This window comes from Stappia sp. P2PMeth1 (genome assembly GCF_900185735.1).
Lineage (GTDB): Bacteria > Pseudomonadota > Alphaproteobacteria > Rhizobiales > Stappiaceae > Stappia.
Window position 1 is genome coordinate 122651 of record NZ_FYAW01000035.1, and the last position, 9388, is coordinate 132038.

The 9388-nt window shown below is 70.7% G+C and carries 7 protein-coding genes; 6 read left to right on the forward strand and 1 reads right to left on the reverse strand.

The genetic code is table 11. The features are described from left to right. Nucleotides 1–7 precede the first annotated feature (7 nt). Nucleotides 8–1753, reverse strand: coding sequence for a phosphoenolpyruvate hydrolase family protein (locus P2PM1_RS20495; protein WP_186400322.1), 1746 nt, complete (start codon nt 1751–1753; stop codon nt 8–10). A 493-nt stretch (nt 1754–2246) separates the two neighbouring features. On the opposite strand from P2PM1_RS20495, the gene P2PM1_RS20500 reads away from it, so the two are divergent. From P2PM1_RS20500 to P2PM1_RS20525, 6 genes are all read left to right on the forward strand, one after another. Further along, a complete protein-coding gene (locus P2PM1_RS20500; RefSeq protein ID WP_186400323.1) occupies nt 2247–4643 on the forward strand; it encodes an ABC transporter permease in 2397 nt (798 codons plus the stop codon). A gap of 117 nt (nt 4644–4760) precedes the next feature. Next, nucleotides 4761–4988 (forward strand): hypothetical protein, encoded by a 228-nt coding sequence (locus tag P2PM1_RS20505; protein ID WP_186386632.1) that lies wholly within the window; start codon nt 4761–4763, stop codon nt 4986–4988. A 33-nt stretch (nt 4989–5021) separates the two neighbouring features. Next, a complete protein-coding gene (locus P2PM1_RS20510) occupies nt 5022–6053 on the forward strand; it encodes an ABC transporter ATP-binding protein (protein ID WP_186400324.1) in 1032 nt (343 codons plus the stop codon). Continuing rightward, complete coding sequence (locus P2PM1_RS20515; protein WP_186400325.1) at nt 6050–7078, forward strand: ABC transporter permease; 1029 nt, start codon at nt 6050–6052, stop codon at nt 7076–7078. Before P2PM1_RS20510 ends, P2PM1_RS20515 begins: the two co-directional genes overlap by 4 nt. 30 nt (nt 7079–7108) lie before the next feature. Further along, nucleotides 7109–8041, forward strand: coding sequence for a thiopeptide-type bacteriocin biosynthesis protein (locus P2PM1_RS20520; protein WP_186400326.1), 933 nt, complete (start codon nt 7109–7111; stop codon nt 8039–8041). Continuing rightward, nucleotides 8038–9378 (forward strand): YcaO-like family protein, encoded by a 1341-nt coding sequence (locus tag P2PM1_RS20525; RefSeq protein ID WP_186400327.1) that lies wholly within the window; start codon nt 8038–8040, stop codon nt 9376–9378. Before P2PM1_RS20520 ends, P2PM1_RS20525 begins: the two co-directional genes overlap by 4 nt. Nucleotides 9379–9388: the final 10 nt, after the last annotated feature.

Consider the following 9388-nt stretch of genomic DNA (forward strand, 5'->3'; position numbering starts at 1 on the left):
ATAGGACTCAGTCCAAGAGACCGGCGCGGCGCATCTTGTTGTAGAGCGTCTTGCGCGAGATGCCGAGGAAGGTCGCCGTCTCGCCCCGGCGGAAGCGGTGGCGGCGCAGCGCGTCGAGGATCCAGTCCTTCTCGGCGAGCGGCGTCGTCGTCCCTTGCGCCCCGTCCGCGGCCTCGATCACCGCCCGCAAGACCTGCGAGCCGATCACCCGTCCCTCGTTCAGCACCGCCGCCTGTTCGACGACCCGGCGCAATTCCCGTGTGTTCTCCTGCCAGCCATGGGCGAACAGCACCCGGTAACCGTCGGCCGAGATCTCCAGCGGCCCCAATTGCCGCGCCTCGCCGATCGCCTCCAGATAGGCGCGGGCATGGGCGGGAATGTCCTCGGGCCGGTCGCGCAGCGGCAGCACGTCGATGCGCCCCGGTTGCAGCCGCGCGGCGAGCGCCTCCGCCAGCCGGCCTTCCGCGAGGTCCTCAGGGCTTGCGATCAGCACCAGCCGCCCTTGCGGGCTGTGGCTGCGGCTGCCGCCGACGCGCTCGGTCTCGCCGCGTTCCAGCCAGGACAGGATGTGCTGCTGCGCCCCCTCGTCCAGCGCACCGGCATTCTCCACCACCACCGTCGCCTCGCGCGCATCGAGCGCGCCATTGCGCCGCACCCGGCCGAAATCCGCCTCCGCGCCGAACAGCAGCTCCGCCGGCGGCACCTCGCGCTCGGCCCCGTTCAGCACGGCGAGGCCGCCCTTGCGGTTGGCCAGCGCATGCAGGCTGCGGGCGAGGGTGGTGCGCCCCAGGCCCCTTTCGCCGACGATCAGGATCGGCAGGTTGGTGCCGGAAAGCTTCACCACCTGCTCCAGCAGCCGGGCGACGGCCTTCGACTGGCCGGCGATGCCGGTCAGCCGTGCTGCGCGCATCGTCTCTCGCGATTGCGCCGCGTCCGCCTGTTGCAGCACGCTGAAGGCCTTGAACGCCGAGGTCTTCTGCATCACCGAGATTTCCAGCGGCATCCGGTCGAGCGTCGAGCCGCCGACATAGCCGTCGGCCCGTGCATCCCGGCACACCCGGTACATGTCGTCGGGGCTGACGATCGGCCCGCCCTCGAAGACGCAGATCGTCTGCGGGCTCGCCTGCCGCACCTCGGAGAAGATGCGCCGCGCCCGGTCGGCCGCCTCTTCCAGGGTGAAGGCCTGCGCCACGGCGCGCGTGCCACCGGCGTTCCAGCCGAAATTCAGGCACAGGATGTCGACGCCGATCTCCAGCAGGTGCTGGATTTCCTTGCGGCTCTTGGCATAGCCGAAGGTGGCGAGCCCCTGGCGCTGTGCTTCCCCTAGCAGCTCCACCTCGCGCGAATAGCCAAGCCCCGCTTCCTCCAGCGCCCGCCGGAAGCGGCCGTCGTAATGGATGGATGTCGGGAAATTGGCGATGCCGTGATAGCCGGCGGCGGCCAGCTCGGCGACGAAGGCACGCAGGTCCAGCTTTGGATCGAAGGCGGAGGCGCCGAAGAACACCGGCACGCCGACCCGGTCGAGGATCTCGCGCCGGGCGAAATGATCGGTGAAGCGGTTGGCGTTGTCGAGCGGCAGCATGGCGGCGATGGAAGTCGCGCCCATCACCCGGTAGCGCCCGGCATTCAGCGCCAGCAGGAAGTCCGCGCCGCCCCGCTCGGCCGCCTCGGCGGTCATGCCGACGCCGATGGCCGCCCCCACGAGCGGTTCGACAGTGCCTTTCGAGCGCAGTTGCTGGTGCCAGGAAAACATGCCGCCGGACCGGGTCTCTGGTGAACGCAGGATCGTCTGAACGCAGGATCGTCTTGCAAACGGTAGGGGCGAACGGCCCCCCGAACAAGACGCTCTCCGCAAGCGCTCCCCGCAAGCTGCCCTTCGCCTGCCGCCAGGGGCGGCGGCCCGTCCGGACGGGTGCATTTCCCTTGTTGCGTATCAATAAATATTTTCATCATATAAATGGAACGATCCTGCGAGAAATGACAATACTTAATTCCTGTGATGAATTTTATGAAATGAAATTTATACATGAAGAATAGACAGTAATAGCAAGTTGACACCTCGGGGGTTCACTTTAAGATCGCGCCATAGCCAGCCGTTGCGCATGGATCGCGAGCCAGACGAGGGCACGCGGTCCACCTGCCGGCCAGCCAGCGACACGTATTCGGCCGACCCTGCCGGCAGGGTCGCCGGTGCGGTTTTCGGGGCTGTGGCTGTGGATCTATCCGGATATGTTCCGAGACGGGCTGTGTTTCGCGCTGTCGCCGCGAAGCTCCACCGCCAGTGGGTCAGCTTCCTCCTGCTGTTCGTCGTCCTGTCGCTGGCCGTGGCGGTCTGCATCGTCCTCATCGGGGCGATCCGCTATTATTTCGCGCCGGGCCGTCTCGTCGATGCCGACCTGTGGCGCATCGACACCGTCTGGAGTTCCAGCCATTCCGGCGAGAGCGGGCGCTGGGCGACCTCGCCCGATCCGCTGGCCCGGCTGATCCGCCAGGATCACGGGGCGCTGGCGCGTGCCGGCCGCTTCACGCCGCTGCGCTCGCAGCTCACCATCGACGACATGTCGCTGCCCGGCGGCGCCGTCTTCCGCAGCGATCCGCCGTCGCTTGCCGTCTTCGACTGGCGGATCCGCCAGGGGGCGCCCGCCATCGACCGGCTCGGGCCGGGCGAGGCGCTGGTCAGCTCCGCCGAGGCCCGCCGCCTGTTCGGCACGCGCGATCCGGTCGGCCAGCGCATCACCCCGGCCCAGCCGGACCGGCGCGGCCGCCGGACGACCTACACCGTCGCCGCCGTGTTCCAGCCTTTCGCCGAAAACGCCGTCTTCCGCCCCGACGTGGTGCTTGTCGATGCGGTGCCCGGCGCCATCGACCGGGCGCTGCTGCCGGACAGCCTCCGGCAACTGCCGATGGAGTGGCTGCGCCCGAGCGCCTACACCTTCCTGCGGTTCCGCGGCGAGGGCGGACGCGAAAAGGCCGGGGCGATCGCCGCCGCGCTGACCGCCCGCGCCCCCTATCTCGGCGGCTGGACGCCGGAGTTCCGCGCCCGGCCGGCGGCGGCCATCTGGCTGTCGGACGGCGTCTACGAGGAACTCGTGGCGGCGATCCCGCCGGCCTCGGCGCGTCTGCTGTGGATCGGTGCCGCGGTGCTGGCCGGCGTCGCGCTGGCGGCCTTCGGCTACGGGGCGGGGCTGGCGCGCCTGCAGGTGGCGGAGCTGACGCGCATCCTCGCCAGTCTCGCGGTGCCGGCCGCCAGCGGGCGGGTGGCCCTGGCAGCGCTCGCTGCCGCCGCTGCCGTCGGCGTCTGCGCTGTCGGTGCGCTCGCCGGCATCGGCCTGTCGCGGTTGGTCGCCGGGCTGCTGCGGCTCGATCCGTCGGCCTTCGCCCTGACGCCGGTCGAGGGGCTGGCGCTGGTCGCCCTCGCCGCGCCCGCCTTCGTCCTCGTCGCCCTGGTGCCGCTCGCCCGGCCCGACGCCGCTCCGGGTGCCGTCCGGCGCGCCGTGCCCTTGTGGGCGACCTTCGTCGTCTGCGGCACGGCGGCCGGCCTGTCGCTGGTGCTGGTGCTGCAGCATCTGCATCTCACCGGCCGCGACAGCGGCCTGTCGCTGGAGCGCACCCTTGCCCTGGAGGTCGACCAGGACGACGTGCTCGGCGAGCGTCACGAGGCCTTCCGCCAGGAGCTTCTGGCGCTGCCGGGCGTGCGCGAGGTGGGCTTTGCCAAGACGCTGCCCGGCGCGCTGCACGACTACAGCTATATGGAGCTGCGCGCCGCCACCGACCGCCGCCAGAGCGAGAAGCGCTACCAGGCGCTGGCGGCCGATGCCGGCTTCCTGCGCTCCATCGGGGTGGAGCCGATTGCCGGCGCGCTGCCCGACAGCAGCAGGCAGGCCCGCGACCAGGTGGTGCTGAACCGCGGCGCGGCGGCCCTTCTCGGCTTCGCCTCGCCGGGCGAGGCCGTCGGCCAGCAGGTGCTCAGCTTCGACGGCGGACCGCAGATCAGCCTGCGGGTGGCGGCGGTGGTGGAGGATTTCCGCCTCAACGGGCGCCATATGCCGAGCCCGCCGCTGGTCGTCTATCACGATCCCCGGCTGTTCCGCGTCGCCACGGTGCGCTTCGACGGCGCCGCCGCGCCGTCCCGCCTTGCCGGCATCCTTCCCGTGTGGTGGCGCCTGTGGCCGCAGGCGACGCCCTCGCGCATCGAGGTCGACGCCTTCTACCGGGCGGCGAACCGGCCGGCCGAGGGCGCGGCGCTGCTCGGCCTGGGCGCCTGGCTCGCCACCCTTGCGGTGGTCGGCGGCGCCCTCTTCGCGGTGATCCGCTTCCGCTCGGTGACCTGCCGCCGGGAACTGGGGCTGCGCCGGCTGCTGGGCGCGACGGCGGTGCAACTCGCTCCGGTCCTCGCCAGCCGGCAGGTCGCGCCGCTGCTGCTCGCCATGCCGGTGGCCGCCGCCGCCACCGTGCTGCTCGGCGAGGCCTGGCTCTCCGGCCAGGCGGAGCGGATCGCGGTCGCCTCGCCGGCGGTGCTGGCGACCCTCGGCCTCGGCCTGGTGCTGTCGTCGGCGCTGGCCCTTGCCGCCTGCATCGCCGTCGAACTCCTGCTGATCTCGCGGGGGACCGATCTTGTCGCCACAGCCACGGGAGGAACCTGACGGGGACGGGCCGTCCCCGACCACTGATCTGCGATGAAAGCCGTCCGGCCGGGAGAGCGGGCCGGCCGGCGCGAGGGAGTTTCCCGCATCGACACCAGGATACGGAAGGAGACTGGAATGCAGCATGTACTCGACATCGCGGCCACGTCCGCGCACGCGGCCGTCTACGAAAGCTATATCGAGGAGACCGAGCCGATGCTGGCCCGGGCGACCACCAGCGACTGTCTGTCGACCGGCACGACGATCAGCAGCGGCGCCGGCTCCACGGTCGGGTCCTTCTTCTGCATCGGCTGCATAACCGGCACCGGTGGCTACAACACCGGCTGCAGTAGCTGTCACGAATAGGCTGGCGGAGCGGGTCCGGGGACGATGAAGACGATGACCGATACCGGCGGTGCCGCGGCCTTTCGCGAAAGAGCCGCTGTCGCGGAGGAGGGCAGCCGGCTGCGCGTCTCCGGGCCTTCCGCCGCGTCCGGGTTGGCCGTGGAGGGGCTGCGCAAGCGCTATGGCGATCACCAGGCGCTGGACGGGGTCAGCCTCGACTGCCGGCCCGGCACGCTGACCTCGCTGCTCGGGCCGAACGGCGCCGGCAAGACGACCCTGCTGGAGATCCTCGTCGGGCTGCGCAAGCCCGATGCCGGGCGGGCGGAGATCCTCGGCGCGCCCTTTGCCGGCCTGCCGCTGGAGCATCGGCGCCGGGTCGGCATCGTGCTGCAGACCCAGAGCCTGCCGCCGCTGCTGCGCACCGACGAATATCTGGCGATGGTCCGCAAGGCCTATCGCAGCCGCGATCTGCCGTCGGGGCTGATCGAGGCGTTCTCCCTGGATGCGGCATGGAAGAAACGCATCGGCCAGCTTTCCGGCGGCCAGCAGCGCAAGCTGGCGCTGGTCGCCGCGCTGGTCGGCGAGCCGGCCGTGCTGATCCTCGACGAACCGACGGCCAGCCTCGATCCCTTCAGCCGGCTGGCCTTCTGGACGGAGCTGCGGCGGCTCTGCGACCGCAAGACATCACCCTCCGCCATCCTGCTCGCCACCCACGACATGGCCGAGGCGACGGAACTCAGCAGCAATGTGGTGATCCTGGAAAACGGCCGCGTGCGCGAAAGCGGCACGCCCGACGAGCTGATTGCCCGCAACGGCGCGCCGCCGCGCCTTGCCGTCGCCGTCACCGATGCCCTGGCCGCCGAACGGATCCTTGCCGCGCATCCGGCCATGGGCGAGGGCCTGACGCTGGAGCGGGAGCGGGGCGGCGGGGCGCGGGCCGTGTTCGACGCGGGCCTGCTCGACGCGGTGCTTGCCTCCCCCTTGCGCCCGCATCTCGATCTGGCGCGGCTGAGCCAGCGCCGCTCGACGCTGGAGGATGTTTTCGTCGCCCTGCTCGGGCCGGGCCTGAAGGAGACGAGACGATGAACGCACCGCTGCTCGCCGTGCTGGTGCTGAACAATTTCCGCGAATACCTGCGGGACTTCACCTCCAGCTTCTTCACCTTCGTGTTCCCGCTGATCTTCGTGGTGATCTTCTTCATGAGCAGTTCCGGCGGCGGGGCGCCGGGCCCGCTGCCGCTGGCGCTTGAGGGCGATGTCGACGCGCCGCAGGCACAGGCGCTGGTCGAGGCGCTGGCCGGCGTGCCCGGCCTGCGCCTGCTGCCGGCCGGACACAAGGCGGCAGGCGTCGTCTCCGTCGCGGTCGGCGCCGACGACCGTATCCGGCTGGAGGTTTCGGCCGATCCGGCGCTGGCGACCCTGCTGCACACGGCGGTGCTGGCGGCGGCGGGCCGGCAGGCGGGGCCCTTGCCGTTCGATTACCGGTTCGAGCCGGTGCGCCGATCCTCCGAACTGGTGCAACTGCTGCCGGCCTTCTTCGCCATGTCGCTGCTGCAACTCGGCCTGTTCGGCACCTCGACGCCGCTGTTGCAGCAGCGCGCGCGCGGCGTCTTCCGCCACATGAAGACCCTGCCGATCACCGTGGTGCAGATCGTCGCGGCGCTGCTGGCGACGCGGCTGGCGATCGCCCTGGTGCAGATGGTCGGGCTCTATGCGATCGCGGCCGGTCTCTTCGGTTTTCGCATCGAGGGCAGCGGCGTGCTCTTCGCCGCGCTGCTGGCGCTCGGCACCGGCTGCTTCGTCGCCATGGGCTTCGCGCTCGGCGGCATCGTCGGCAACCAGCAGGTCGGCGTGCTGCTGACGCTCGCCATCAACTTCCTGATGCTGAGCTTCGGCAATGTCTTCTTTCAGGTGCCGCCCGACAGCGCCCTGGCGCTGATCTCGAACGCGCTGCCGATCACCTATCTGGTCGACGGACTGCGGCTGGCCGCGACCGGCGAGCCGCAGGCCCTGCCGATCGGGCTGATCCTGGCGGTGCTGGCGGGCGCGACGGTGCTGCTGACAGCGGTGTCCGTCCGTTTCTTCCGGTTCGACATGGGGAGCAGGGCATGAGGGGAAGCAGGGCATGAGGGAGAGCAAGCCATGACGGGAGCGAACGACGCCGCGGCGGCGCACGGAGCGCGCTGGATCTATTTCAAGCTCTATCCCGGCCTGTTCGGCGCCGGCCTCGACCATCTGATCGCCAACGATCTGGCGCCGCTCGCCGGGCGCGGCGATGTCGCCAAATGGCATTTCCTGCGCATGACCGATGATGGCGGCCCGCATCTGCGCGTGCGCTTCCTGCCGGCCGATCCGCACGCGCGGGAGCCGCTCGCCGCACGCATCGAGCGGGAGCTGCGCACCCTTGCCGATGAACTGCCCTTCACGCCGGAGAGCCCGTTCACGCCGCTGGTCGCCACCCGCCGGACGGAGGGCGCGGCGGCGGCAATGGTGCCGGCTCCCCGCGCCCCCCGTGCTCATGTCCAGCGCGACACCTACGAGCCGGAGACCGGCAAATATGGCCTTGGCGAGATGCTGGAGGCCTGCGAAACCCATTTCCAGGTGTCGAGCGAGATCGCCGCCGCCGCGATTGCCGCGGAGCTGCTGGAGGGCCGCTCGCGCAAGGGGATCGCGCCGCTGCTGATGGCGCGCTGCGTCCATCTGTTCGAGCTGCCGCGGTCCTCGCGCCAGTTCCTCGCCGACTATTGCGACTATTGGCTGCGCGGCGCCGACCCGGCCGAGGACCATCGCGGCCGCTTCGCCGAACGGATCGCGGATCTGCGCGTCCTCCCCTTCGATCCGCTGGACGCGGATGCGCTGCTCGTCGCCGGCGAGCAGGATCTGCTCGCCCGCTGGGAGACGTCGATCCGCCAGGTGTCGCGCGCGGCCGGGCGGCACTTTGCGCGCAACGACAATTTCCGCGACCAACTGGCCTTCAACCTCTGCCATCTGATGATGAACCGGCTCGGCTTCCCGGCCACCGACGAAGCCTATCTCGCCTGCCTCGTCGCGGCCTTCGACCGGGTGCCGGCATGATCGACGTGTTCGACAAGAGCGCGTTTTCCGCCCGCGTCCCGTGGTCCTCCATCCTCGGTGCCTCCTGCGGCATCGTCCAGAGCGTGGCGGGTATCGACGACGAGGAACTCGGCGTGCCGGATTTCCGGCGGCGCACCGCGCGCCTGTGCAACGTCTCGCTGGCCTATCCCTGGATCCGCGCCGGCGACGGCACCAGCACGGCCGAGACCCTGACCGCCGGCAATGGCGGCGACCTGCGCGCCGATCTCGCCTATGTGCGGGCGGTGGCGGAGGCGGCCGAGCGCTATGCCAGCTCGGTCTTCGACGAGACCGACTATATCCTCGCCAGCGCCCGCGAGCTGGGCTCGGCCGCCCTCGATCATCGCCGCTGGCCGAAATGCGATGCGGCGGAGCTCGCCGATCCGCGCTGCCAGCTCCATGCCTTCGACCCCGACCGGCCGATCCGCTGGGTCGAGGGATATTCGGTGACGCGAGGCCGCAAGGTCTGGCTGCCGCTGGTGATGTCGCATCTGGTGTTCGAGCTGCTGCCGGGCGAGGCGTTCTGGGCGCCGATCACCACCGGCATCGCGCTGCATGACTGTCCCTATCGCGCGGCGGTCGCGGCGATCTGCGAGAGCATCGAGCGCGACGCCATCGCGCTCACCTGGCTCTGCCGGCTGCCGCTGCCCCGGCTCGTCCTCGACGCCGCGCCGCCGCACGAGGTCGGCGAGGCGCTCGCCCGCACCGCGGGCCTGCCGCTGCAGCAGCAGTTTTTCGACGCGACCACCGATCTCGGCGTGCCGACGGTCTATCTGCTGCAGACCTACGAGGGCCATCCGCAGCTTGCCAGTTTCGTCGGCTGCAGCACCGAGTTCGACCCCTGGACGGCCTGCGGCAAGGTGGTGCGCGAGGCCTGCGTCGCGCGCACGGCGATCCCCTATTTCCAGGAGATCCCGGACGATCCGCTGCAGTTCACCCGCCTCGAATTCGGCGCCAGCTACATGGGCCGGCCGGAGCAGGCCGGCGCCTTCGACTTTCTCGCCGGTCACGGCCGGGAGAGCCCGATCTCGCGGCTCGCGCCCGGCTGCGAGGCGGACGCGCGCGAAGAGTTCGACTGGCTCGTCGCCCGGTTCCGGGCGCTCGATTTCGAGCTGACGCTGGTCGACCTCACCACCGACGATCTGCGCGAGCAGGGCTTGAGCGTCATCCGTGCCGTCACGCCGGACCTGATGCCGCTCGATTTCCTGCCCTCGGCCCGCTACCTCGGCCATGCGCGGCTGCACGACTATCCGCTCAAGGCCGGCTACGGCCGTTTCGAGCGCGCCGCCGCCAATCCCTATCCCCAGCCCTTCGCGTGAGAGGAACCGA

What these genes read in the sequence shown, in the direction of transcription:
- P2PM1_RS20495 (WP_186400322.1), bottom strand. Translation starts at nt 1,753, where the DNA reads ATGTTTTCCTGGCACCAGCAACTGCGCTCGAAAGGCACTGTCGAACCG.
- P2PM1_RS20505 (WP_186386632.1), top strand. Translation starts at nt 4,761, where the DNA reads ATGCAGCATGTACTCGACATCGCGGCCACGTCCGCGCACGCGGCCGTC.
- P2PM1_RS20510 (WP_186400324.1), top strand. Translation starts at nt 5,022, where the DNA reads ATGACCGATACCGGCGGTGCCGCGGCCTTTCGCGAAAGAGCCGCTGTC.
- P2PM1_RS20515 (WP_186400325.1), top strand. Translation starts at nt 6,050, where the DNA reads ATGAACGCACCGCTGCTCGCCGTGCTGGTGCTGAACAATTTCCGCGAA.
- P2PM1_RS20520 (WP_186400326.1), top strand. Translation starts at nt 7,109, where the DNA reads ATGACGGGAGCGAACGACGCCGCGGCGGCGCACGGAGCGCGCTGGATC.
- P2PM1_RS20525 (WP_186400327.1), top strand. Translation starts at nt 8,038, where the DNA reads ATGATCGACGTGTTCGACAAGAGCGCGTTTTCCGCCCGCGTCCCGTGG.